At 63.7% G+C, this 22,618-nt stretch carries 23 protein-coding genes; 10 read left to right on the top strand and 13 right to left on the bottom strand.

What is annotated here, in order from left to right:
- Positions 1–52 precede the first annotated feature (52 nt).
- The 4 genes from lysS to EWM63_RS29665 form a co-directional block, all read right to left on the bottom strand.
- Positions 53–1,594, bottom strand: coding sequence for a lysine--tRNA ligase (gene lysS / locus EWM63_RS29680; protein WP_130189735.1), 1,542 nt, complete (start codon positions 1,592–1,594; stop codon positions 53–55).
- 2 nt (positions 1,595–1,596) lie between these two features.
- Positions 1,597–2,289 (bottom strand): HAD family hydrolase, encoded by a 693-nt coding sequence (locus EWM63_RS29675; RefSeq protein WP_130189734.1) that lies wholly within the window; start codon positions 2,287–2,289, stop codon positions 1,597–1,599.
- Positions 2,290–2,292: 3 nt separating this feature from the next.
- A protein-coding gene (prfB, locus tag EWM63_RS29670) for a peptide chain release factor 2 (RefSeq protein WP_130189733.1) occupies positions 2,293–3,397 on the bottom strand; the annotation gives its coding sequence in 2 pieces (ribosomal slippage) (positions 2,293–3,315 and positions 3,317–3,397; 1,104 coding nt in all).
- 95 nt (positions 3,398–3,492) lie between these two features.
- Positions 3,493–3,786: a hypothetical protein gene (locus tag EWM63_RS29665; RefSeq protein WP_130189732.1), complete on the bottom strand. Its 294-nt coding sequence runs from the start codon at positions 3,784–3,786 to the stop codon at positions 3,493–3,495.
- A gap of 235 nt (positions 3,787–4,021) precedes the next feature.
- On the opposite strand from EWM63_RS29665, the gene pelA reads away from it, so the two are divergent.
- Positions 4,022–5,176, top strand: a complete 1,155-nt coding sequence (gene pelA / locus EWM63_RS29660) for a pectate lyase (RefSeq protein WP_130189731.1) — start codon at positions 4,022–4,024, stop codon at positions 5,174–5,176.
- A gap of 43 nt (positions 5,177–5,219) precedes the next feature.
- On the opposite strand, the gene EWM63_RS29655 is transcribed toward pelA, so the two are convergent.
- Entirely contained in the window at positions 5,220–5,711 is a 492-nt protein-coding gene (locus tag EWM63_RS29655; protein WP_130189730.1) for a PEP-CTERM sorting domain-containing protein, read from the bottom strand.
- Positions 5,712–5,916: 205 nt separating this feature from the next.
- On the opposite strand from EWM63_RS29655, the gene EWM63_RS29650 reads away from it, so the two are divergent.
- The 6 genes from EWM63_RS29650 (at position 5,917) to EWM63_RS29625 (ending at position 11,405) form a co-directional block, all read left to right on the top strand.
- Positions 5,917–7,911 (top strand): bifunctional 2',3'-cyclic-nucleotide 2'-phosphodiesterase/3'-nucleotidase, encoded by a 1,995-nt coding sequence (locus EWM63_RS29650; protein WP_130189729.1) that lies wholly within the window; start codon positions 5,917–5,919, stop codon positions 7,909–7,911.
- Entirely contained in the window at positions 7,908–8,387 is a 480-nt protein-coding gene (locus tag EWM63_RS29645) for a tetratricopeptide repeat protein (protein WP_130189728.1), read from the top strand. Before EWM63_RS29650 ends, EWM63_RS29645 begins: the two co-directional genes overlap by 4 nt.
- Before the next feature lie 216 nt (positions 8,388–8,603).
- The gene (locus EWM63_RS29640; protein ID WP_130189727.1) at positions 8,604–9,047 is read left to right on the top strand and encodes a GNAT family N-acetyltransferase; all 444 of its coding nucleotides are present in this window, start codon (positions 8,604–8,606) and stop codon (positions 9,045–9,047) included.
- A gap of 53 nt (positions 9,048–9,100) precedes the next feature.
- Positions 9,101–9,592, top strand: a complete 492-nt coding sequence (locus EWM63_RS29635) for a GNAT family N-acetyltransferase (RefSeq protein WP_130189726.1) — start codon at positions 9,101–9,103, stop codon at positions 9,590–9,592.
- The gene (locus EWM63_RS32720; protein ID WP_229487580.1) at positions 9,589–10,017 is read left to right on the top strand and encodes a hypothetical protein; all 429 of its coding nucleotides are present in this window, start codon (positions 9,589–9,591) and stop codon (positions 10,015–10,017) included. Before EWM63_RS29635 ends, EWM63_RS32720 begins: the two co-directional genes overlap by 4 nt.
- A 251-nt stretch (positions 10,018–10,268) precedes the next feature.
- Positions 10,269–11,405 carry an acyltransferase family protein gene (locus EWM63_RS29625; RefSeq protein WP_130189725.1) on the top strand — a complete coding sequence of 379 codons (1,137 nt, stop codon included), beginning with the start codon at positions 10,269–10,271 and terminating at the stop codon, positions 11,403–11,405.
- Positions 11,406–11,427: 22 nt separating this feature from the next.
- Here EWM63_RS29625 and EWM63_RS29620 read toward each other — a convergent pair whose 3' ends face one another.
- The 4 genes from EWM63_RS29620 to EWM63_RS29605 are packed head-to-tail and all read right to left on the bottom strand — an operon-like array spanning position 11,428 to position 13,818.
- The gene (locus tag EWM63_RS29620) at positions 11,428–12,261 is read right to left on the bottom strand and encodes a DUF817 domain-containing protein (protein ID WP_130189724.1); all 834 of its coding nucleotides are present in this window, start codon (positions 12,259–12,261) and stop codon (positions 11,428–11,430) included.
- 16 nt (positions 12,262–12,277) lie between these two features.
- Positions 12,278–12,595: a DUF2288 domain-containing protein gene (locus tag EWM63_RS29615; RefSeq protein ID WP_130189723.1), complete on the bottom strand. Its 318-nt coding sequence runs from the start codon at positions 12,593–12,595 to the stop codon at positions 12,278–12,280.
- Positions 12,596–12,651: 56 nt separating this feature from the next.
- Positions 12,652–13,356: an RES family NAD+ phosphorylase gene (locus EWM63_RS29610; RefSeq protein ID WP_229487578.1), complete on the bottom strand. Its 705-nt coding sequence runs from the start codon at positions 13,354–13,356 to the stop codon at positions 12,652–12,654.
- A complete protein-coding gene (locus EWM63_RS29605) occupies positions 13,357–13,818 on the bottom strand; it encodes an antitoxin Xre/MbcA/ParS toxin-binding domain-containing protein (protein ID WP_130189722.1) in 462 nt (153 codons plus the stop codon).
- Positions 13,819–14,098: 280 nt separating this feature from the next.
- Here EWM63_RS29605 and EWM63_RS29600 point away from each other — a divergent pair, with 280 nt between their 5' ends.
- A complete protein-coding gene (locus EWM63_RS29600) occupies positions 14,099–15,301 on the top strand; it encodes a TIGR04552 family protein (RefSeq protein ID WP_130189721.1) in 1,203 nt (400 codons plus the stop codon).
- Between the two features lie 120 nt (positions 15,302–15,421).
- Here the strand turns inward: EWM63_RS29600 and EWM63_RS29595 are convergent, their stop codons facing one another.
- The 4 genes from EWM63_RS29595 to EWM63_RS29580 form a co-directional block, all read right to left on the bottom strand.
- Entirely contained in the window at positions 15,422–15,796 is a 375-nt protein-coding gene (locus EWM63_RS29595; protein WP_229487577.1) for a hypothetical protein, read from the bottom strand.
- A 181-nt stretch (positions 15,797–15,977) separates the two neighbouring features.
- Entirely contained in the window at positions 15,978–16,760 is a 783-nt protein-coding gene (locus tag EWM63_RS29590) for a MerR family transcriptional regulator (RefSeq protein ID WP_130189720.1), read from the bottom strand.
- A gap of 333 nt (positions 16,761–17,093) precedes the next feature.
- Positions 17,094–18,788, bottom strand: coding sequence for a single-stranded-DNA-specific exonuclease RecJ (gene recJ, locus EWM63_RS29585; protein ID WP_130189719.1), 1,695 nt, complete (start codon positions 18,786–18,788; stop codon positions 17,094–17,096).
- 70 nt (positions 18,789–18,858) lie between these two features.
- Entirely contained in the window at positions 18,859–19,884 is a 1,026-nt protein-coding gene (locus EWM63_RS29580) for a hypothetical protein (protein ID WP_130189718.1), read from the bottom strand.
- A 133-nt stretch (positions 19,885–20,017) separates the two neighbouring features.
- Here EWM63_RS29580 and EWM63_RS29575 point away from each other — a divergent pair, with 133 nt between their 5' ends.
- Both EWM63_RS29575 and EWM63_RS29570 read left to right on the top strand, forming a co-directional pair.
- The gene (locus EWM63_RS29575; protein ID WP_130189717.1) at positions 20,018–21,280 is read left to right on the top strand and encodes a lipoprotein-releasing ABC transporter permease subunit; all 1,263 of its coding nucleotides are present in this window, start codon (positions 20,018–20,020) and stop codon (positions 21,278–21,280) included.
- A 69-nt stretch (positions 21,281–21,349) separates the two neighbouring features.
- Complete coding sequence (locus EWM63_RS29570; RefSeq protein WP_130189716.1) at positions 21,350–22,618, top strand: lipoprotein-releasing ABC transporter permease subunit; 1,269 nt, start codon at positions 21,350–21,352, stop codon at positions 22,616–22,618.

Raw genomic sequence — 22,618 nt, 5'->3', positions numbered from 1 at the left:
AAAAAAACGCGCGGTGGAAGCCGCGCGTTTTTCAGGGGAGGGCAGGGAGACGTCAGTCTTCCTTGCGCAGGTGCGGGAACAGCAGCACGTCGCGGATGTTCGGCGAATCGGTCAGCAGCATGATGAGACGGTCGATGCCGATACCGCAGCCGCCGGCCGGCGGCATGCCGTATTCCAGCGCGCGGATATAGTCTGCGTCGTAGAACATCGCTTCGTCGTCGCCGGCTTCCTTGGCGGCCACCTGGGCCAGGAAGCGGGCCGACTGGTCTTCCGCGTCGTTCAGCTCCGAGAAGCCGTTGGCGATCTCGCGGCCTACCATGAACAGCTCGAAGCGCTCGGTGATGCCCTTGCGGGTGTCCGATGCGCGCGCCAGCGGCGATACTTCTTCCGGGTAGTCGATGATGAACGTCGGCTCCCACAGCTGCGCTTCGGCGGTTTCCTCGAACAGCGCCAGTTGCAGCGCGCCCAGGCCCGAATGGGCATGCGGCTTCACACCGAACTTCTTCAGTTCGGCCTTGATGAATTCCGCGTCGTCGAGCTGTTCGTTCGTGTAGTGCGGCGCGAACTTGTTGATCGCGCCCACGATCGTCAGGCGGTGGAACGGTTTCGACAGGTCCAGCTCGCGGCCGCCGTACGTCAGCACCGCGGAGCCATGTGCATCGACCGCTGCCTGGCGGATCACGGCTTCCGTGAAGTTCATGATCCACTGGTAGTCCGTGTACGCCGCGTAGAACTCCATCATCGTGAACTCGGGGTTGTGACGGATCGACACGCCTTCGTTGCGGAAGTTGCGGTTGATCTCGAACACGCGGTCGAAGCCGCCCACCACGAGGCGCTTCAGGTACAGCTCGGGCGCGATGCGCAGGAACATCTGCATGTCCAGCGCGTTGTGGTGCGTGATGAACGGCTTGGCCGCCGCGCCGCCCGGGATCGTGTGCAGCATCGGCGTTTCCACTTCCATGAACTCGTTTTCCTGCATGAAGCGGCGGATCGACGAGATGGCGGCGGTGCGGGCCTTGAACGTGCGGCGCGTGTCCTCGTTCATGATCAGGTCCACGTAGCGCTGGCGGTATTTCGTTTCCTGGTCGGCCAGGCCGTGGAACTTGTCCGGCAGCGGGCGCAGCGACTTGGTGATGAGGCGCAGCTCGCTCACCTTGACGGTCAATTCATCCGTCTTGGTCTTGAACAGCGTGCCTTTCACGCCCAGGATGTCGCCCAGGTCATAGGTGCGCAATGCTTCCATCGCCGCTTCGCCCGTCGCGTCCAGGGTCGCGTAGATCTGGATGCGGCCGTCGCAGGCCTTGCCGGACGAATCCTGCAGCGTCGCGAACGCGGCCTTCTTGCCGGCTTCGCGCTTGAGCATCATGCGGCCGGCCAGTACCACGGGCACGGGTTCGGCTTCCAGTTCCTCGCGCGACTTGCCGGCGTATTGCGCCTGCAGGTCGGCCGCCTTGTGCTCGGGGCGGAAATCGTTCGGGAAGGCGATGCCCTGTTCGCGAATGGCGGCCAGCTTGGCGCGGCGCTCGGCGATGATCTTGTTGTCGTCGAGGCCCGGCGCCTGGTCCTGGGGTTCCGCTTGGTTTTCGGTCGTCATGATTACTGTGCTTGTTGAATGTTGTTGGTCGTGTCGAACAGCGTGGCGATGTCCAGCTCCGAGAAGTCGCGCGCAACGCAGATGACGTTGTCGAATTCGGCAAACGCCTCGGCCGGCAGCGTGGTGGTCAGCACCACGGCCCGCATGCCGGCGCGGCGCGCGGCTTCCACGCCCAGCGGCGCATCCTCGAACACGATGCAGTGCTCGGGTGCCGCACCGCAGCGCTCGGCCGCCAGCAGGAACACGTCCGGATTCGGCTTGCCCCGCGCCACGTCGGCCGCACCTACCACCGCGTCGAAGTGGCGGCGCAGGTCCAGGCCATCGAGCGTGAACACGATGTTGGCCGGCGGCGCGGCCGTGGCCACGGCCAGGCGCACGTCCTGCTCCTGCGCCGCTTCGATGAACTGCTCGAAGCCCGCCACCGTTTCCAGGTGCGGCGCGTACAGTTCGCGGTACAGCTCTTCCTTTTCCGCGTCGAGCAGCACCGTGTCTTCGTTCGTCAGGTCCGCGCCGAGATAGCTGCGCATGATTTCATGGCCCTGGCGGCCGGCGGTGGCGCGGAAAAAATCGTCCGCGTCGATCGCATGGCCGCGCCGCTCGAAAAAGGCCACCCACGATTTCGTGTGGAAGGCCATGTTGTCGACGATCGTGCCATCCATGTCGAAGATGAAGGCGCGGGGAGCGTGGTGGCCCATGCGTCAGACCCCTTGCTTTAGCGAGGCGGCAATGAAGTCGTCCAGGTCGCCGTCCAGCACGTTCTTCGTGTTGCCCGTTTCGAAGCCGGTGCGCAAGTCCTTGATGCGGGACTGGTCCAGCACGTAGGAACGGATCTGGTGGCCCCAGCCCACGTCGGTCTTGGAGTCTTCCAGCTTTTGCTGCTCGCTCATGCGCTTGCGCAGTTCCTGCTCGAACAGCTTGGCCTTCAGCATTTCCATCGCCTCGGCCTTGTTGCGGTGCTGCGAGCGGTCGTTCTGGCACTGCACGACGATGCCGGACGGCGCGTGCGTCAGGCGCACCGCGGAGTCGGTCTTGTTGATGTGCTGGCCACCGGCGCCGGATGCGCGGTACGTGTCGATGCGCAGGTCCGCCGGATTGATCTCGATCTCGATCGAATCATCGACCTCGGGGTAGACGAACAGCGACGTGAACGACGTGTGGCGGCCGTTGGCGCTGTCGAACGGCGACTTGCGCACCAGGCGGTGCACGCCCGTCTCGGTGCGCAGGTGGCCGTAGGCGTAGTCGCCTTCGACCTTCAGCGTGGCCGTCTTGATGCCGGCGACTTCACCGTCCGACTGTTCCATCACCTCGACCTTGAAGCCCTTGCGCTCGCAATAGCGCACGTACTGGCGCAGCAGCATCGACGCCCAGTCCTGGGCCTCGGTACCGCCGGCGCCGGCCTGGATGTCGACGAAGCAGTTGTTCGGGTCCATCGGGTTGTTGAACATGCGGCGGAATTCCAGGCCTTCGATGACCTTGGCGATTTCCGCCGTATCGCCGATGACGGATTCCAGCGTGTCGTCATCGTTTTCTTCCTTGCCCATCGCGAACAGCTCGGCCATGTCGGCCAGGTCGCTTTTCGCCTTCGTCAGCGTGTCGACGATGGCTTCCAGGGCTTTCTTTTCGCGGCCCATGTCCTGGGCTTTCTTCGGGTCGTTCCAGACCGCCGGATCTTCGAGTTCGGCGTTCAGTTGTTCCAGTTTCTCCGACTTCACATCGAAGTCAAAGATACCTCCGAAGTTCGTTCTCGCGGGCCGTCAGGTCAGCGAGCTGGGCGGCGAGGGAATTGATGCGTTCTGCTTCCATGATTTTTATGTCTCTTGAGGGCGATCAAACCTCCGATTATACCTTAGGAGGCGACGCGCCCGGGCCACCCATGCCCGGGTACGTCGCCCGGCCCGTCAGCGCCGCGTGAACGTGGCCAGGAATCCGGCCAGGGACGACAGCGCGAACGTGTACAGCACGACGAGAACAACACACCCCGCATCCGTCGGCATGTAGCCCATCCAGCCCCATTCGGCCAGGCCAAACTGTTTCATCAGCGGCGTGCCGAGGATGATGGCAAGCACCCCCGGCATGGCGAGCGCCTTCATCAACGCGCCCGGGCTCGGGTTCGTCGTGACGACATAGACGAGGAGAAAATAGAGAAGCGTGATCGCGCCGGTCAACGGGGCGCACCATTGGCGAACAAACATACGGCCTCCATGCAGTGACCGGCAGTGCCGGCGGGGAGGGCGAGTATGCGGGCGTCCAGGCGCCCAGGCACTGCGCGGCATCATATTCTTGCAACGAAGGTTGCTGCATGGATACCGCCGGCATGACCGTCACCAAAATCACCACCATGGCGTGCGAAATTTGCGAATCGGCCCGCAACTGTTTACCGGAGTTAAACTATTAACTAGAATCAACGGCAACCTTACGAGGGCGCCCATGCAGCGAAGAACCTGCCTCATCACCTTGTCCACGCTGGCTATGTCGGCCGCCGGTTGTGCTAGTGCGCCGGGTGGCGCGCAAGCGGCGCCCATGCTGTCGCAGGAAGGCAATCCACTCAACGGCGAACTGGCGTCCTATCGCCGCTGGCTAAGCGGCAACGCCGACGCCGCCACGGCATTGGCCGCTGACCGGCGCCTGGCCGACCACATCGTTTCCTGGCAGATGGCGCACGGCGGTTTCTACAAGGAGACAAAGTGGTATGCCGCTGCGTGGAACGGCACGGCGCCACGTTCGGGCTGGTTTGGCGCTGGCGGCACCGAGCTGGGCACGATCGACAATGGCGCCACCGTTTCCGAGATCTGCGTGCTGGCCGACGTGTACGGGCGCGGCGGCAATACGGTCCACCGCGACGCCGCGCGGAGGGCAATGGACTTCCTGTTGCGGATGCAATACCCGTCCGGCGGCTACCCGCAGGTCTACCCGGCACGCACCGGCACGGTCTATTCGAACAACGCCACCTTCAACGACAATGCGATGGTCCGCGTATTGAAACTGCTGGACGACGCGGCCAGGCAACGACCGCCGTTCGCGGGCGACGTCTTCACGGCCCAGCAGCGCACGCGGATGGAGCAAGCCATCGGCCGCGCCGAAGACTTCATCCTGAAAGCGCAGATCGTGCAGGATGGCGTGAAGACCGTGTGGTGCGCCCAGCATGACCCTGTCACACACGCGCCGGTCACCGGCCGCTCGTTCGAACTGCCGTCGAAGAGCGGCCTGGAATCCGTGCTCGTGATCGCCTTCCTCATGAGCCGCCCGCAGACCCCCGCCGTGGCAGCCGCCGCAAAGGCCGGCGTGGCCTGGTACCGCCGCGGCGCGGTGCAGATGCGCGACACGGCGTTCGACCCGCGTGCCACGCGGCCCACGGGCGCAGACCCGTTCGTGCGCCGGCCTGGATCGACGACCTGGTACCGCTTCTATGACCTAGCCACGGATACGGGCTTCTTCTGCGGCCGCCAGCCGACCGACAAGCCGCCGGGCGCGGGCAAGCAGTACGACATCATGAAGATCGGGGCGGAGAGCCGGTACACGTACCAGTGGGGCGGGAATTACGGAGACCGGATCCTTGCCTACGCCGAACGCGTCGGCTATTGACAGGGGCGCAAGCCGGCGCCATCCGGGCGAACGGCGCCGTTCGTCAATGCTGCCGGCGGCGCAGCGCGATGCCCAGCATGCCCATGCCGGCCAGCAGCATGCCGTACGTTGCCGGTTCGGGTACCGCCGAGATCGTCAATGTGTAGGCGCCGCCTCCCTCATACTCGGTCAGCGCATACGTGCCGACCGTGTACGACGGGGTGAGCCCGTTGCCGGCATAGATTTGCGGGCCATCCGCTACCACCAGGTATTCGCCAGTGGCGCTGTCTTCCAGGCTGAGGCCGCCGCCGAAGCCACCGTAGAAGAACGATACGTGGGCGTAACCGGAGGCTGCGCCGTCGTACGAGCCGGCCACGTCATAGTAGGTAAGGCCAAGCTGTTCGATCACCACGTCGGGTTCCACGTCCGTATCGAGTTGCCAGGTCGCGGAATAGTCACCCGTGACGGTGAACTGGTACAGCTCGGCGTTTGCTGCGCCCGTGAACAGAAGTGCCGTTGCGACCGCGGTGGTGCCCAGGAATTGCTTCAGTTTCATTGTGTGCCCGTGAGTTGGTAGTTGTCGACATGCTGCCCTGGTAGAGCAATATTCAGGTTATCACGTTGCCACTATTTTCTTGCTCAGTTTGCTGTTTTTTCGTCATGAACACGGAACATGGCTTGACCGGCACGTCTTCGCTGCCGCCTCTTGTCCGCGTCCCCATCCCTTGCGTATCATGGCCGTTTCCTTTCCTGCTTCAGTAATGAAAAAATCGGTCCTGATTTCCCTTCCGCTCGTGCTGGCCGGCTGCGCGAGCATTCCCCACGGCGTACCCGTCGGCACCCAGGCGACGGTCGCCATCCTTGAAACGACGGACCTGCACGGCAACGTGGTCAGCTACGACTACTACAAGCTGTCGCCCGAACCGTCGCTGGGCCTGGAGCGCACGGCCACGCTGATCGGCCAGGCACGTGGCCAGTTTCCGAACAACGTGCTGCTCGATAACGGCGACACGATCCAGGGCACCGCGCTGGCCGACTACCAGGCCATCGTGCAGCCGCTCGATTGCAGCGAAACGCTGGCCATCTACAAGGTGTTCAATGCGCTGGGCTACGATGGCACGGGCATCGGCAACCACGACTTCAACTACGGCCTTGCCTACCTGAACCAGGTGTCGGGCAGCCGCTTCGACGTCGACGGCGTCACAGCCACGCAGCCATGCGCCGGCCCGAAGTTCCCGCAGGTGCTGGCCAACGTGTATAGCGCGAAGTCGCGCCAGCCGCTGTTCGCGCCATACGCGATCATCGACAAGCGCATCGTCGCCAGCGCGCCGGACGGCACGAAGGTGCCGGCCACGCTGCGGGTCGGCATCATCGGGTTCGCGCCGCCGACGATCCTCACGTGGGACAAGCGCTGGCTGGAAGGCAGGGTCTACACGGAAGGCCTGCGCGAGACCGCGCAGCGCTACGTTCCCGAGATGCGCGCGAAGGGGGCGGACATCGTGGTGGCGATCTCGCACGGCGGCCTCGATGCGGCACCCTATTCGCCGACGATGGAGAACGGCAGCTGGCACCTGGCGCAGGTGCCGGGCATCGACGCGATGCTGATCGGCCATTCGCACCAGGTGTTCCCGAACGCGGCCAGCACGGTGTCGCAGTTCGACCTGCCGGGTGTCGACAAGGCGAAAGGCCTCGTGCACGGCGTGCCGACCGTGATGGCGGGCCTGTGGGGCACGCACCTCGGCGTGATCGGCTTGAACATGGCGTGGAACGGCAAGGCCTGGGTGATCGACAAGGCACGGACCACGGTCGAAGCGCGGCCGATCGCCGCTGGCCGCAAGGCCGTGGCCGGCGATCCCGCCATCGCGCCACTGGTGCAGGCCGAGCATGAGGCCACGATCCGCTACGTGAAAACGCCGATCGGCAAGACCGGCTTCCGCATGTCGACGTATTTCGCCGATGCGGGCGACGTCAGCGCGATCCAGGTCGTCAACGAGGCGCAGGCCGATTACCTGCGCGATTACGTGAAGGCGAACCTGCCGCAGTTCGCGCAGTTGCCCGTGCTGTCCGTCTCGTCGCCGTTCAAGTCCGGCTCGGCCGGCGTGACGGACTACACGGACGTGCAGGCCGGCGCGATCGCGCTGAACAACGCGGCCGACCTGTACCTGTATCCGAACGCGCTGTATGGCGTGAAAGTGACCGGCACGGGCCTGCAAGCGTGGCTGGAGAAGGCGGCGGAACGGTTCAACACGATCGACCCGCGGCGCACGGAGCCGCAGGAACTGGTGAATACCGGCTTTCCCGGCTATAACTTCGACATGCCGTCCAGCGCCGAGCTGCAATACGAAATCGACATCACCCGGCCGCCGGGCCAGCGCGTGAAAAACCTGCGGTTCCGCGGCGCCCCGGTGGGTCCGGCCCAGGAATTCCTGGTGGCGACGAACAACTACCGCGCCAGCGGCGGCGGTGCCTTCCCGGGGCTCGATGGCAGCAGCACGGTCGTGGCCGCGCCGGACAACAACCGCGACGTGCTGATCGAATACATCCGCAAACAGGGTGCGCTGACGCGCGCCGCGCACGGCAGCCACCGCAGCTGGCGCTTCGCCCGCGCGGCCACGCAGGGGGCCGTGGTATTCCATTCCGCGCCCGGAAAACTGGCGCTGGCGCGGGAAGCAGGCCTGGGCAATGTGCGCGAACTGCGTGCCGACGACGGCGGGGGCAAGGGTTTCGCGCTGTATGCGATCGACCTGGCCCGATGAAGCGTTGCGTTCTCGCGGCGGCTGCACTGCTGCTATTCACCGCACCGGCGTTCGCGGCCGACCTGGCGGCGGCGCGCGCGGCGCTGGCCGGGCCGCCTTCCGCCTGGGCACCGGCACTGGCGACGTTCCAGGGCGCCGCGCGGGCCGGTGACGCTGGCGCCGCGTACTGGGCCGGGCTGATGGCCCGCAATGGCAAAGGCACGGCGCCGGACAGCGCCGCCGCCCTCGGCTGGTTGACCCAGGCCGCCCAAGGCGGCGTGCCCGACGCCATGTTCGTGCTGGCCAATATGCTGATCGCGGGCGAGGGCGGCGCGGCCGACCCGGTTGGCGGCCATGCGTGGCTCGAGCGTGCCGCCGCGCGTGAACACCCGGGCGCGCTGCAACAGCTTGCGCAGATGTCGCACGAGGCCGGGGACGGCGAACGTGCCAGCGCATTGCTGAAGACCTCGGCGCATGCGCTGAAACATGGGCGATGACAGCGGGGCCAATTGGCGGATGGCTTGCTGGCCAAGCATATTCCGGACGGGAGCGCCGCCACTTGCCAATGCCGTCATCGCGACAGCGAGAACTCCTGCGGGTCGGGATGCGGGAAATATCGACGATGTCTGACAGCGACACGGCGAATCTTTTGTCCAGTCAAATCGACCAGCGTCTTCAACAGTTTCGGCAATCAAACCATCGAAGGAAAGTCCATGCATGTCACGCTGGAATCGGTAACGATCGATAATTTTGAAGTCCTGATGGACATGGAGCTGCCGCCGGAGCAGGCGCGCTACCTTGCCAGCAATGCTTACTCGATCGCACAGGCGCACTACTATGCCGATTGGCGGCCACGCGCAATCTATTGTGACGGCATCCCGGCCAGGTTCGCTTTATACGATGTGACAGGCAATGACGAGCCGGGACATTACGCAATCTACAGGTTGATGGTGGATTATCCTCGCCAAAACCAGGGAATAGGGCGCCGGGCAATGGCGCTAATACTGTCGGAGATACGCGCTTGCGCGGATGCCCGTCGGATTACGATCTGCTACAAGCCCGAGAATGCCACTGCACGCCGGTTTTATGCCTCACTGGGGTTTGCCGAAACTGGTATCGATGCGCTTGGCGAGATGGTGGCGGAGATAGTGCTGTGAAGCCTGTCGGAATAGCTCGTCAGCTTGAGGCATCGACATCATCAAGAGAAGCATTGAACATTCGAATCGTTCCGGCAACACCGAGAGATGCTGCGACAGTTGCGTCAATGGTCGAGGCGCTCACACGGGAAATCTGCGCCGTATTGAAGGATGATACCCAGTTCAATCACGACGTCACGATGACGGAGGCGCTGTGTCGGCGATGGATCGAAGAGGGGATCTATACCGTGCTTCTGGCTTACGTGGACGGCGAGAAGCTGCCCGTCGGCGTGGCAGCCATCGCGCAGACCCATGCGCTGTATGCCGAAGGAAAGATCGGGGTCATCCAGGAATGCTATGTCGTGCCGGCCTGGCGCAACGGCGCGGTCGGCAGTGCCTTGCTGAACGCGGCCTTTACGCTGGCGCCGCAAAAGGGGTGGGTGTGCATGGAATTATGCACGCCGCCGCTGCCAGAGTTTGCACGCAGTCTGCACTTCTACCAGCAGCATGGCTTCAAGCCGGTTGGCGGAAGGAAAATGCGGCGCCGGAGTGCGCCTGATCTATGAGCCGCCTGCTTTGTTCACAACGCATGAATGTCATGGACAACGGCAGCTGGCGGGAAGCGGGCGTGTACCGCCGTCGGGGACGCGTGACGTCCCGAAACAGCAACATGCTATCCTGCGGCGAACGGCCCGATTCGGCCAGCGACAGCAGCATGCGTGGATCACCGCGCGCCAAACGAAGGATAGACATGAGTTCCGCTGAAAAAACGATGGTTGCCGAGTTGGCGTTCCAGCTTGGCAAGGTAACGAGGCATGCAATCGACAACATGGACGCCAAGGCCACCCCGGTCGAGGTGACGAGGATCGCGAACAATTTGCTGGAAGCCGGAAACGAGAAAGTTGCCAACGACTTGCTCATGCTGTTCGTCGCCGGCTTCGAGGAGGGCATTCCGCCTGAACGGCGCGCTGATCCGGAAGGCCGCTGGTAAGCCTACGGGAGACTGATTCCGCTACAGGTGCCTTGCACGCGTCACGGCTGCAAGCACCATCGCGCTCTCTGCGTCGAGCAGAACCAGCGCCTTGCCGTACCGCTCCACCGCCGGGCATGCACGGCCTGCCGCATGGCGCTGGACCGCCAGCCGATCGCCGCATAGAGTGCTGGCTTTCCCCAGCGACTTCCCATGCGCCTGCCACGCCTCGATCCCTTCCGCCTCGCCGTAGTCTTGGCACCACTTACCGCATGACCCATCTCGCCCCGAATCCCCGGCTGGCCGGGCTCGATACCCTGCGCGCCATGGCCATCGTGCTGGTGCTGATGTCCCACTATCACGGCTTTGTGAGCCACGCGCCGACCTTCGGCGTCGCCGGCCGCATCGGCTGGGCCGGGGTCGACCTGTTCTTCGTGCTGAGCGGCTACCTGATCGGCAATCAGTTGCTGGCGCCGGCGAGCCGCGGGGAGACACTGGCGCTGAAGACATTTTTCGCGCGTCGCCTGCTGCGCACGCTGCCGAACTATTACGTGGTGTTGGCCATGTATGTGCTGCTGCCGCACAGCCCGATCGCCGGCAGCACCATGGCGCCGCTGTGGCGGTATCTGACCTTCACGCAGAACATCGGCCTGGAGTATGGCCAGACGTTTACGCACTCCTGGTCGCTGTGCATCGAGGAGCAGTTCTATGTGGCGCTGCCGCTTGCGGTACTGGCGCTGGTCGGCACCAGCCGGTCGCCGCGCCTGCTGTGGTGTGCGCTGCTTGCCGCGATCGCCGCCGGCATGGCGGTGCGTGGCATGGCCTTCATGGACGGCAAGGACATGTTCGCGGCGCCCGTGTATTACGCGACGCTGTGCCGCTTCGATGAACTGTTGCCGGGTGTCGCCATCGCGATGCTGAAGAATTTCCATCCCGCGTCGTTTGCGCGCGTGCTTCGGTACGGGAATGCGTTGCTGGCTGCCGGCCTGTCTGCAGCAGGCGGCGTGCTGTATGGTGCGATGAACGAGACGCCGAATGCTTTTCTGGCCTCCACCTTCGGGTTCTCGCTGCTCGCCGCCAGCTTTGCCTTGCTGACCTGTGCGGCGCTCAGCCCCGCGTCGCTGCTGTACCGCCTGCGTGTTCCCGGTGCGGCCAGCCTGGCCTTGTGGTCGTACGCGATCTACCTGATGCACAAGCCCGTGTTCATGGCGTTGCGCCCCGAACTGGTATCGAGGGGCATCGACACGGAGGCGCCCGCGACGATTGTCGGCGTCATGGCGGCAGGCATGTTCGGAGGCTGGCTGCTGTATCGGGCGGTGGAGTCGCCGTGCATGCGGCTGCGGTCGCGCTGGTATCCGCCGAAGCAGTCGGAGGCGCGCCTGCCTGTCGCCTCCGCAGCCGGCGGGTGATTGCGGGGCGCCCTCGGGCTGCTTATTCCGGCACGTGCACCCGCGCCTTCACGTGCTTCAGGTTGGCCACGATGGTAAACGTCATGATGACGAGCAGCGACCAGGCGCTCCATTTGCTCACGTGGACGACGGACCAGGCGCCCAGCTGGTTCGGATAACGCCACACGCCCATGAACGTGCCCAGATTCTCGGCCACCCAGATGAAGAAGCCGGTCAGCATGAAGCCCAGCAGCAGCGGCATCCTGCGGTCGCGATCGAGCGGGCGGAAGATCACCGTGGTGCGCGCGTACAGCCCCAGCGCGCAGGCGGCCAGGTACCAGCGATAGTCGCCGATGTAGTGATGCGTCCAGAAATTCACGTAGATCAGGATGGCGATCGCGGCCGCCATCGGATACGGCGGGTGGTGCCGGATGCGCAGGTCGAGCAGGCGCCAGGCCTGGATGATGTAGCTGCCGATGGCCGCGTACATGAAGCCGGAGAACAGCGGCACGCCGAACAGTTTCGTGTAGCCGAAGTCCGGATAGGTCCAGGAGCCGACCTGGGTCTTGAACACTTCGAGCGCGAAACCGACCACGTGGAACAGGCCGATGGCCTTCACTTCATCCCATGTCTCCAGGCGCGTGACCAGCATCCACGCCTGGATGGCGAGGGCCACGACCAGCAGCGCATCGTAGCGGGGAATGCCGAACAGGCCGGCGCGCGGCATGCAGAACATGGCGAGGAAGAACAGGCCTGCGAACAGGCACGCGCGGGCTTCCTTGATGCCGAAGTACAGGAACTCGACGAGCGGTCGGAGGACCGGCCGGAGTTGGCGCGGCCGGGCATCGGTCAGGTGGGCGTCGAGCGGAGCGAGCATCGGTGCGCCCGGCCCGTCAGTGCGGCTTTTTTTGCTGCTGGACGAGGATGAACGGGCTGATGACGCAGGCCCACAGCGAGGCATCTGCCTCCAGCCATTCCTGTGCCTGCCGGTCCGATACCTTGGCGATCTGGCCGGCGGCCATCCACTGGCCCACGCTGGCCTTGTCGTCATGGGCGATGCGCACGGCCACTTCCACGAGGTCCATCTCGTCCGCGATCCACACCACGTTGCCGGAAGCGAAGTGGCGCATCAGTTCGGTCCACGGCAGGCGGCCCGTTTCGCGGTTTACCTTCTGGCGGAGTTCGATATCTTTGTCAGGATTCAATTGCATGCTGGGTTTGCCGGGTTCTGCCGGATTTCTGGAATTTGCTGGAATTTGTTGGGATTTCAGGGGGTGCGCGGCTCGACGACGGGCACCGGGCTACCTTGCCATGTTAACCGATAGGCCAGCCCTTTGCGAACATTGCCGACCAGCGCGGGCCGGAAGCACGCGAGGCAGGTGCCGGCGGGACGGCGCACGCTGGGGTAGATGATGCCGGTCGCGCCGGCCACCAGCAGTCGCTCGGCCAGCAGTTGCGACGTTTCATAACTGTCGGGCGCGAGGCAGGGCGCGAACTCCGGCAAGCCGCGAATGTCGTGGAACGGGGCCGTGAAATCGGCCAGCATGGCCTGGTAGCTCACGCTGTCGTCGAAACGGTCGATCTCAGCGTACTCGACCGTCTTGTGGAAGATGACCTCGGCCAGCGCCGTCTCGGGCTCGAACGCGCAGTACCAGGCACCACGCTCGCCATCGTTGAAGCGGCTGCCTTCCGGCCGGGGGTACGTGAACGCGGCATTGACGATCCGGAAATTCGGCACGCGGGACAGCAGTTCATCGACGCCGATGCCGGGTGCGCCGCCGTGTTCGGCCAGCAGCCGGGCATTCGTGGCGTTATCGAGTTCGAACAGGTCGGCCAGTTCGCCTTCGTTGTCGGCCAGCGGCGCCAGCACGGAATCTTCCACGTCCGCGAAACGCGACGGAATCAGCCGGCAGGTATCGAACTGGCGCAACTGCCGCAGCGGCGGCACGGGCAACACCGTGGTGGCCGGCAATTACAGGCCTCCCCGGCGCGCGTCGACGAGCTTGCGGACGGTCTGCATCGCCAGCAGCCCACCGGCCAGCATGTAGGCCAGTGGCGTGCTGCCCTTGAAAATGGCGTTCTTGTTGGGCAGGTGCACCCATTCGTCGGCGAGCTTGTCGCCGTAGATGATGTGCAGGGATTTGTAGATGCCGAGCAGGTAGGAAATGCGGGTGATGCGGTCCACTTCGAGGACGCGGGCGGGATTGCGCTTCCATTCATAGAAGGCACTGCTGGACGGGCCGCCCAGCAGCTCGCGGGCATCGTCGTCGCGCACGTTCCATGCATCCTTCAGCTTGAAGAAGCCCTTCAGGGCCGACTGCGAGAGGCGCTCGCGCTGTTCCCGGTCATTCAGGTCGACGGGCGCAACGGGCTCGTAGCGCGATGTTGGATAGATATAGGGAAAACCGTTGTGTTGGGCAAGGGGTAAATGCATAATTCCTCCGTATCTGGAGTCGTTATACTCCGTTTCCGGATCGCCTGCAAGTGCTGCATGATTGGCACCGCGCACGGCAGAGGCATGCAGGAAGATGCGAACGAACCTATGCTGGCTGTTTGCGTGTAACAGTGCGCAATTCACGGAAATGAAGATACGCAGGGTGTCGGAAATACTTGGCCAGCGGCCAGATTTGATACACCGATGCATCAGATATTGATTGACCTCGATACCGAACAGCCGGATACTTGATCGAAGACAGCAAATCAAGGCAGTAGACATGAGCGAATTTCGGCCTACGCTCGAGAGCAAGCGCAAGTTTTCGTTGAATTGGGGCTATCTGGGGGCCATGGCCAGTGGCCGCTCGGCGATCGATCTGGGATCACTCGCGTTGCGCAACTTGCATGACGCGCGCGAATTCGTGCGCGAATACGGCTATGACCTGAACCAGCCGGTCGCCCGCGACATCATCCGCAACTGCCACAGCGAGGCAGTCGATTTCATCAGAAGCACTTTTTTGCAACCGGGCCAGGAAAAGCTCATTCCGCGCGATGTGTACGCGCCGGACGATCCAGTCCAGCTGCTGGTCTACGCATCCCACCACGCACAGCATAATTGCGAACAGCGCATGTGGTCGTGTGCCATTCTGAAGGTGATGCATGCGATTTTCTACATCGACAACAACCTGGAGCTGCGCCACTTCAATACGATTCGCGATCAAGTCTTTGCAACGCTGGATGAGGTGATCCACGAAGACGACACGGGTCATTATTTCCTGTCCGACGGCGAACTATGCCTGCCACTGCACCATCTTGAACGCAAGCGAAACAAGGGCCGCAACAGTATCCTGCTCAAGCTTCTACAAAAGGCCGCTTATCTCGCGCAGGACATTTACGACCACCTGGGCGTGCGCCTCGTGTTCGGTACCCGTTTTGAATGCTTGCTCGCATTGGAGACCCTGCAGCGCGCGCACATCCTTTCGATCACCAACATCGAGTCCAACCGCACCCGCAATACATTGCTCGACCTGGAAGCTGCCAAGGAAATTTTCGTGAAATACCGCTTGATGCTTGAGCGCAGCCACGATTATCCGACAGAGCTTTTGCAAAGGATGGACGCGGAACTGCTGGCCGTCGCCAAGCGCCAGACTCGCGCCGACAATCCCCACAGCGGCGATGATTTCAGCAGCATTCAAGTGACCGTGCGCAAGATGATCCATTTGCAGGCCGAACAAGGCTATCCTGAAACGGCGGGCCAGGAGTATGACGTTGGCTTTTTCTTCGACTATGAGCTGCAACTGATGGACAAGGAAAGCCATCAGCGCAGCATGTCCGGTCCGTCCAGCCACGAGGCCTACAAGCGCCGGCAGGTCGAGACTGCCCGCCTGCGTGTTTTTGGCCGCGAACTAAGCGATTGGATCGCTGCCCATTCCAGCCCGGCACCGGTGCCGGAATCGCTGGCGCAATTGTCTCCCACTGCCTGATCCCACGCGAGTCTACCTGCGGGTATATCGGCTGTTGAAATCCGGGGCAGGATCACCACTGTCCGGAACCCTCATGATGACGTCGGTTCCGCCCCACACCGGACCTTCGATATTTGACTTTTACTGCCATTCTCTTGGAACGGGGGCGGAGCACCGCGCGATCGAATCTTTGCCCGTTTCGATGATCGCCAGGACATTTTGAACGGCTATCTCAAGCTGATCCTGGTTGCAAAAATACTCGGCAAGCTGACCGGCGGCCACGTATAAAGAACAGTTAAAACCAACTTCGATATCGTTGAACCAAATAACCCTGTTGCCGATGATGGCCACAACCCAAAAGCCTCCGCCAACGGTGCCATATGTTGGTTCAACCCACTTTTCAGGAGGAATTTTGATGGCTTCCCGTAGGCGGAGGACCCGGGGACTCATTCGGCCTTCTGCACTTCTGATTTCGTCGCACAAGCATGCTTCTGAAATTGGTTCCCAATTCATCATCTCTCCGATGGCTGCTCCTGGCCGAACCAGACCGTTCGCTCCAGCATAGCAGGTTGCCGAACTGGAAAAGTTACAGACTGTCCAGACAGGCAGCGCCCGCCCCAAAGCGGACGTTGGAACGGAAACATAAGGCTATCAGGCCTGCTACAAGGCTGCTTAATGTATTACGCATTTTGGGCCCCTACCGATCCGCAGGTCCGTGCATGGCGTCACGTGCCCTTTGCGCCGCCTGATGAAACCTGAACACTTCCGCATCGAATGGCCCGTCGACTTCGCGGTCCCATTCCTCGATGTGCTCATGCATGTTGCTGACGCCCTTTAACGCCTCTGCTGAACACGCTGCGATGTAGGGCGCCGCCAATTCATTCCATTCATCAAGGAAGGCCTGGGCAGCAGGGCTTCCTGGATCGAGTGGAAGCGCTGACTTGATCCGCGCACTGAGCGCCTGCCATTTCCTGTCATGGACTTCGGCATCGAAGTCGGCCGGCAGCGCTTGCACTGCTTCCTTGAACGCCAGGTTTTGCTCGGCGCTCATGTATTGGGAAGCCAATGCATCGAGTTTTACTTGAGACATCGCGTTTTCTCCTTGTCGTATCAGCGAGCAGAATGTCGCGACATCGATTGGCTCGTTACGCTCGATGCGGGACAAAATGGATGCAAGCAACTCTCTTGCGGCCGCGACTTCGCGCTCGCGCGCCTCGAGTACCTGGATTTGGGCAGCCACGATCGAATGCAAGTCGGGGCGCGGGCCTGCAGTCATGGATTGAATTTGCGCCAGCGTTAACCCGGCACGTTTCATTGCCATGATGCGGTGTAGCGCTTCGAGCTGCGCTGTCCCGTACTGTCGGCGTCCGGAGGAATCTCGCACAGGTTGCAAAAGCCCTCGGGCCTCATAGAATCTGAGCGCCCGCGCTGTCAGGCCCGTCATGCGGGTGACTTCAGTGATGTCAAGTAGATCAGCCATAATTTCATTGTATTGGCTGACGTAACGTCAACGTCAAGCGGTAATGAGATTTATGTGGCTGGGCCGCTCACACCCCAATCCCGTCATCAGTGTCCAGTTCAAACGTTTGTGCGCGCATCCGGCGAGCGGGCCAGCAATTCCGATGGCATGTTCTGCCGCCAATCCTATCGACGGAATAATGTACATGGCGCCGGCTGGATCGACCGCGAGGATCTCGCCACCACCATTTCCTGCAAAGGCGCGGAAACCAGGGATGTAGACGTCTATTTCGATCTGGGGGGTGTCCTCAATGGCCTTCTGCTCTCAGGACAATGGCCGGCTTTGCTAGGTTCTTCAGGCCGGCTCCGCGTGCTCGACCATCAACTGCACACGGGTGGTGCCGTTGTATTCATTGGCGTCGAGCCGGAAAGCGATGCGGGCGCGGTCGCCGAGCGCATCGGTGCGGCCGAACCAGATAGCATCGTAGCGCGCGCCGTTTCGTTCCAGCAGCAGCTTCAGGTGGCGATCCTTCAGGATGCGCTGGCTGATCACGCGGAATTCGTCGCAGAACACGGGTGGCGCGAAGCCCTGGCCCCACACGATGCCATCCATCAATTCGATGAAGTCCGTGGTGAAATAGCCATCTTCCAGCGGGCCGTCCGTTTCCACGATCCGTTCGAGCTGCTGCTCCGTGAGCCACGCGCGGCCGACCGTCTCGAACGCCTCTGAAAACGCCTCGAACGCATCCGCACGGATCGACAGGCCGGCCGCCATGGCGTGCCCGCCGAACTTGTCGATCAGGCTCGGCGCCCGTTTCGACACCAGGTCCAGCGCATCGCGCATGTGAAAGCCCGCGATCGAGCGGCCCGAACCCTTGATCCAGCCATCGCCGGCCGGCGCGAACGTGATCGTGGGCCGGTAGAATTTTTCCTTCAGGCGCGAGGCCACGATGCCGATCACGCCCTGGTGCCACGATTCGTCGAACACGCTGATCGTGGAACTCTGCGAAGGCTGGAAATCGTCCAGGTGCAGCAGCGCCGTGTCCTGCATTTCCGCCTCGATCTCGCGCCGCTTCAGGTTGATCTCATTGAGCTGCTGGGCCAATGCCCAGGCGCGGCCTTCATCGTCCGTGACGAGGCATTCGATCCCCAGCGACATGTCTTCCAGCCGGCCCGCCGCGTTCAGGCGCGGCCCGAGCGCGAAGCCGAGGTCGAACGGCGTGGCACTGCGCGCCTGGCGGCCGGCCACGCGGAACAGGGCGGCCACGCCCGCGTGCATGCGCCCGGCGCGCATGCGTTTCAGGCCCTGCGCCACGAGGATGCGGTTGTTGGAGTCGAGCTTCACCACGTCCGCCACCGTGCCCAGTGCCACCAGGTCGAGCAGCGAGTCGAGCTTGGGCTGGGTTTGCGCATCGAACACGCCGCGCCGGCGCAGTTCCGCGCGCAGCGCCAGCAGCACGTAGAACACCACGCCCACGCCGGCCAGGTTCTTCGACGGGAAGCCGCACGCCGGCTGGTTCGGGTTGACGATCACGCGCGCATCGGGCAGCCGGTCGCCCGGCAGGTGGTGATCGGTGACGACGACTTCGATGCCGCGCCGCTTGGCTTCTTCCACGCCATCGATGCTGGCGATGCCGTTGTCGACGGTGAGGATGATGTCCGGCGACTTCTCGCGCGCCGTGAGCGCCACGATCTCGGGCGTCAGGCCATAGCCATACTCGAAACGGTTCGGCACGATGAAGTCGACATTCGCGCCCATCGCGCGCAGGCCGCGCAGCGCGGTGGCGCAGGCCGTGGCGCCGTCGCAATCATAGTCGGCCACGATCACCATGCGCTTGTTCGCGGCGATCGCATCCGCCAGGAAGACGGCCGCGGCATCGATGTGCAGCAGGCCCGAGGGCAGGATCAACGCCGACAGTTCGGACGACAGCTCCTTCGGATCGGTCAGGCCGCGCGCCGCGAACAGGCGTGCCAGCACGGGATGAATGCCCCCCTGGCGCAGCATTTCCGATTCGCGGAACGGGCAGGGGCGGTGGGTGATACGGGTCATGAGTCGGCTTGGTCCAGGCAGGTGAGCAGTTGCGGGTGAAAAATTCGGGCGAATGGATTCGGGTGAGGAATCATGTCAGCAGATTCTTGAAATTTTCATGGCGCCAGAACTTGTTCAGCGCCAGTTTCGTGGTGGTGGTATCGCTCCAGCCGCGCCGGTTCGCCAGCACGAGGCGCACGGCCGACGTTTGCCCCGAGCGCAGCGCGCCCAGCAGGGGCGCGAACCACTGGTCTTCCAGCTGCCGCATCGATTCCAGCCAGCCCGGCCAGTCTTCGGCCAGCCCGGCCGCCGTCAGGTGGCCCAGCACGGCGGTGCGCTCGTGGTCTTTCGTTGTCAGCCATTGGACACAGGTGGCGTCGCGCAGTTCCGGCGTGGCCAGCGCGTTCACCCAGGCGGGCGAGGCGCTGGTGGCCAGCGCCAGTTCCGGGCGCGGCTGGGAGCCCGGGCCGCCGCCCCACAGCCAGAACGAATTGACGGGTTGCCGGCGCGCTTCGTTCACCGGGTGCGCATGCCAGAGCATCTGCACTTCATTGAGCAGGCGGCGGAAGTCGCGCGCCGCGTCGCCCGCGGGCAGCCACGGGTGCAGGTTGTCGCCCGTAGCGGCGTCCGGCGAGGCCGTTGCCAGCCCGGCCCAGTCGTCGGCGCGCAGGAACCACGTCGTGGCGTTGCCGTAGACGAGCGTCTTGCCCAGCTCCTCGAACAGCGGCAGCGCGGCGGCGAACAGCGCGCGCGACTCGTCATCGGTGATGCGCAGGCCGCGCAGGTCCGGCATCATCAGGTGCGTGCCCACGACCACGTGCACGGGGTGGAACAGGAACCAGTGGCCCGCATCGGGCGCCAGGCCGAGGCCGCGCATCACGGCCGGCGCGAATGGCGCGGCCGGCCGGTCGGAGGGATCGCCGGCCAGGCCCAGCGCGTGCGCCAGCCACGCCTCGTGCGGCAGCAAGCGCGTGTCGGCGTCGAACGCGTGGACGGTGTGCGTGGAGTTGCGAGAAAGTAAAGTCGCCAGGGCCGGGGCCTGCAGGGCGCGGACCAGGTCCGGCGCCATTTCGGCCTGCGGTAGGCCGAAGGGTAAAACAAGGGTCGTGGAAGCCATGCGACATTATAGAAGATCGGCGCGCGCCACGCCCCGGGCCGCCTGGCCACCCACCTGCGCTGCTCAGCTGTATCTCCGGCAATGCTGTTTATATGGCAAACTGCGCACTTTGCACCACGAGCCATCCTTCTCCATGAGTTTCACGCACAAGTTGCCGTTCGAATGGCAAGTCGGCCTGCGCTACACGCGCGCCGGCCGGCGCAGCGGCCGCAACAGCTTCATCTCGTTCATTTCCGCGATCTCGATGGCGGGGATCGGCCTGGGCGTGGCCGCGCTGATCATCGTCCTCTCCGTGTACAACGGCTTCCAGAAAGAGGTCACCACACGCATGCTCTCCGTGCTGGGGCATATCGAGGTCTACCAGATGGGTGGCCCGATGACCGACTGGCACGCCACGGCCCGCAGCGCATTCGCCAATCCGGAAGTGAAGGGCGCCGCGCCCTTCGTCGAGCTGCAGGCGCTGCTGGCGCATGGCGGCGACGTGCTGCGCCCGGCGATCGTGCGCGGCATCCTGCCGGAGGAAGAAGGCAAGGTGTCGGACATTCCGCGCCAGGTGAAGGCGGGCAGCCTGGCGGGCCTGAAGCCGGGCGAACAAGGCATCGTGCTCGGCGTGGAGCTGGCCAAGGCACTCGAAGTGAAGGTGGGCGGCAAGGTGGCCATGGCGCTGTCCGAAGGCGGCCTGTCCGGCGGTGCGCCGGCGATGCGCACCTTCACCGTGGTCGGCATCTTCGAGGCGGGCCACAACGAATTCGATTCCTCGCTGGCCTACGTGCACCTGGCCGATGGCCAGCAATTGCTGAATCTTCCCGGCCCCTATGGCCTGCGCCTGAAGATCGAAGACATGAACCAGGCGCCCGAGGTGGCGTTCCAGCTGAAGCAGTCGATGCCGGGCGACCTGCTCGTGCGCGACTGGTCGAAGCTGAACGCCAACTGGTTCGCCGCCGTGCAGACCCAGAAGCGCATGATGTTCATCATCCTCACGCTGATCATCGCCGTGGCGGCGTTCAACCTCGTCGCCACCCTGGTCATGACGGTCACGGACAAGCAGGCCGACATCGCCATCCTGCGCACGCTCGGCGCATCACCCCGTTCGATCATGCAGGTGTTCATGGTGCAGGGTGCGCTGGTCGGCGTGATCGGCACCGCGCTGGGCGTGGCCGGCGGCGTGCTGCTGGCACTGAACGTGGACGTGATCGTGCCCGCCATCGAAAGCGTGCTTGGCCTGAAGTTCCTGTCGAAGGATATCTATTTCATCAGCGCCGTGCCTTCGGACCTGCGCTGGGGCGACGTGGCGGCCATCGGCGGCACGGCCGTGGGCCTGGCGTTCGTGGCCACGCTGTATCCCAGCTGGTGGGCGGCACGGGTGAAACCCGCGGAGGCGCTGCGGTATGAGTAATCGCATGAAGACGTCCATGAGCAGGCCCGCTTTGTGGCACACTTCGGCTCCCTCGATGCATGGTGAGCGATGAGCTTCGTTAAAAATCTTCCGTATGAATGGCAGGTCGGCCTGCGCTATACCCGCGCGGGCAAGCGCGGCGGGCGCAACCGCTTCATCTCCTTCATCTCGCTGATCTCGATGGCCGGTATTGCGCTCGGCGTGGCCGCGCTGATCATCATCCTCTCCGTGATGAACGGCTTCCAGAAGGATGTGACGAACCGCATGCTGTCGGTGCTGGCGCACGTGGAAGTGTTCGACAAGGCCGGCGGCATGCCCGACTGGCAGCAGCAGGCGAAGAACGCGCTGCGCCATCCGGAAGTGAAAGGCGCCGCACCGTTCTCGGAAACGCAGGCGGGCCTCATGCATGGCGGCGAAGCCTTGCGCCCGGCCATGGTGCGCGGCGTGTTGCCGGAGCAGGAGCCGGCCGTGTCCGACGTGACGAAGCACATCCGGATGGGCAGCTTCACGGCGCTGCGGCCCGGCGAATTCAACATCGTGCTGGGCATCGACCTGGCCCGCTCGCTGAATGCGGGCATCGGCGAAAAGGTGACGATGGTACTGCCGCAGGGCACGGTCACACCGGCCGGCCTGGTGCCGCGCATGCGTTCGTTCAGGGTGGTCGGCATCTTCGCCGCGCAGCACCAGGAATTCGATGCAGGCATGGCCTTCATCCACCTGGAAGATGCGCAGCGCATGCTGCGCATGGCGGCCCCCGCCGGCCTGCGCCTGCGCCTGGCCGACATGCACCGCGCGCCGCAAGTGGCCGAGGAACTCAAGCAACTCATGCCGGCCAACCTCGAAGTGCGCGACTGGTCGAAGCTGAACGCCAACTGGTTCGCCGCCGTGCAGACGGAAAAGCGCATGATGTTCATCATCCTTACGCTGATCGTGGCCGTGGCCGCGTTCAACCTCGTGTCCACGCTGGTGATGACGGTGACCGACAAGCAGCCGGACATCGCGATCCTGCGCACACTGGGCGCGTCGCCCCGGTCGATCATGAAGATCTTCGTCATCCAGGGCGCGCTGGTCGGGCTGCTCGGCACCGTGCTGGGCGTGGGCGGCGGCGTGCTGGTGGCATCGAACATCGACGTCATCGTGCCATTCATCGAACAAATATTGGGAGTGCAGTTCTTGTCGAAGGATATCTATTACATCACCACCGTGCCATCGGACATGCGCTGGCCGGACGTCGCCACGATCGGCACGATCGCCGTGCTGCTGGCCTTTGTGGCCACGATCTGGCCGAGCCGCTGGGCCTCGCAAGTGAAACCGGCGGAGGCGCTGCGCTATGAGTGA

Origin of the sequence: Pseudoduganella lutea, from assembly GCF_004209755.1 — a bacterium.
Taxonomy (GTDB): domain Bacteria; phylum Pseudomonadota; class Gammaproteobacteria; order Burkholderiales; family Burkholderiaceae_D; genus Rugamonas; species Rugamonas lutea.
The sequence above is the reverse complement of the archived record's forward strand: the minus strand, read 5'-3'. Positions and strand labels throughout refer to the sequence as shown.

Bases quoted from the DNA above. Each gene is read 5' to 3' on its own strand.
- EWM63_RS29665 (WP_130189732.1), bottom strand. From the start codon at position 3,786: ATGTTTGTTCGCCAATGGTGCGCCCCGTTGACCGGCGCGATCACGCTT.
- EWM63_RS29650 (WP_130189729.1), top strand. From the start codon at position 5,917: ATGAAAAAATCGGTCCTGATTTCCCTTCCGCTCGTGCTGGCCGGCTGC.
- EWM63_RS29600 (WP_130189721.1), top strand. From the start codon at position 14,099: ATGAGCGAATTTCGGCCTACGCTCGAGAGCAAGCGCAAGTTTTCGTTG.
- EWM63_RS29575 (WP_130189717.1), top strand. From the start codon at position 20,018: ATGAGTTTCACGCACAAGTTGCCGTTCGAATGGCAAGTCGGCCTGCGC.
- pelA (WP_130189731.1), top strand. From the start codon at position 4,022: ATGCAGCGAAGAACCTGCCTCATCACCTTGTCCACGCTGGCTATGTCG.
- lysS (WP_130189735.1), bottom strand. From the start codon at position 1,594: ATGACGACCGAAAACCAAGCGGAACCCCAGGACCAGGCGCCGGGCCTC.
- EWM63_RS29615 (WP_130189723.1), bottom strand. From the start codon at position 12,595: ATGCAATTGAATCCTGACAAAGATATCGAACTCCGCCAGAAGGTAAAC.
- EWM63_RS29645 (WP_130189728.1), top strand. From the start codon at position 7,908: ATGAAGCGTTGCGTTCTCGCGGCGGCTGCACTGCTGCTATTCACCGCA.
- EWM63_RS29675 (WP_130189734.1), bottom strand. From the start codon at position 2,289: ATGGGCCACCACGCTCCCCGCGCCTTCATCTTCGACATGGATGGCACG.
- EWM63_RS29625 (WP_130189725.1), top strand. From the start codon at position 10,269: ATGACCCATCTCGCCCCGAATCCCCGGCTGGCCGGGCTCGATACCCTG.
- EWM63_RS29605 (WP_130189722.1), bottom strand. From the start codon at position 13,818: ATGCATTTACCCCTTGCCCAACACAACGGTTTTCCCTATATCTATCCA.
- EWM63_RS29640 (WP_130189727.1), top strand. From the start codon at position 8,604: ATGCATGTCACGCTGGAATCGGTAACGATCGATAATTTTGAAGTCCTG.
- EWM63_RS32720 (WP_229487580.1), top strand. From the start codon at position 9,589: ATGAGCCGCCTGCTTTGTTCACAACGCATGAATGTCATGGACAACGGC.
- EWM63_RS29655 (WP_130189730.1), bottom strand. From the start codon at position 5,711: ATGAAACTGAAGCAATTCCTGGGCACCACCGCGGTCGCAACGGCACTT.
- EWM63_RS29620 (WP_130189724.1), bottom strand. From the start codon at position 12,261: ATGCTCGCTCCGCTCGACGCCCACCTGACCGATGCCCGGCCGCGCCAA.
- EWM63_RS29590 (WP_130189720.1), bottom strand. From the start codon at position 16,760: ATGGCTGATCTACTTGACATCACTGAAGTCACCCGCATGACGGGCCTG.
- EWM63_RS29595 (WP_229487577.1), bottom strand. From the start codon at position 15,796: ATGATGAATTGGGAACCAATTTCAGAAGCATGCTTGTGCGACGAAATC.
- recJ (WP_130189719.1), bottom strand. From the start codon at position 18,788: ATGACCCGTATCACCCACCGCCCCTGCCCGTTCCGCGAATCGGAAATG.
- EWM63_RS29580 (WP_130189718.1), bottom strand. From the start codon at position 19,884: ATGGCTTCCACGACCCTTGTTTTACCCTTCGGCCTACCGCAGGCCGAA.
- EWM63_RS29570 (WP_130189716.1), top strand. From the start codon at position 21,350: ATGAGCTTCGTTAAAAATCTTCCGTATGAATGGCAGGTCGGCCTGCGC.